Source organism: Bradyrhizobium sp. Ken01, assembly GCF_055807355.1.
Genome location: NZ_JBVVPC010000246.1, coordinates 1 through 255, shown reverse-complemented (window position 1 = coordinate 255; position 255 = coordinate 1). Strand labels below are relative to the sequence as shown.

The window sequence follows — 255 nt, the reverse complement described above, 5'->3', positions numbered from 1 at the left end:
CTGGGTATCCTCAAAGCTTACTCCACTCGTGTAGGTGCAGGTCCGTTCCCGACCGAACTGTTTGATGAAACTGGCGAGACGGGACAACAGTAGAAATCGCGTGCTTGTAAACCATCTGGCTGACCGTGTTTTTCAACAGGATCACGAACTGATCAAAAGACTCGATTTGCCCTTGCAGCTTAATACCATTCACCAAATAAATAGAAACTGGAACACGTTCCCGACGCAGTGCGTTCAGGAACGGATCTTGTAAAG

At 47.8% G+C, this 255-nt stretch carries 2 pseudogenes; one reads left to right on the top strand and one right to left on the bottom strand.

Annotation, left to right across the window (positions count from 1 at the left end):
* Window positions 1-78 (top strand): annotated as a pseudogene (locus tag AC0L3S_RS39515) (adenylosuccinate synthetase); the annotation flags it as partial.
* A 43-nt stretch (window positions 79-121) separates the two neighbouring features.
* Here the strand turns inward: AC0L3S_RS39515 and AC0L3S_RS39510 are convergent.
* A pseudogene (locus tag AC0L3S_RS39510) lies at window positions 122-193 on the bottom strand (RNA chaperone Hfq); the annotation flags it as partial.
* Window positions 194-255 lie beyond the last annotated feature (62 nt).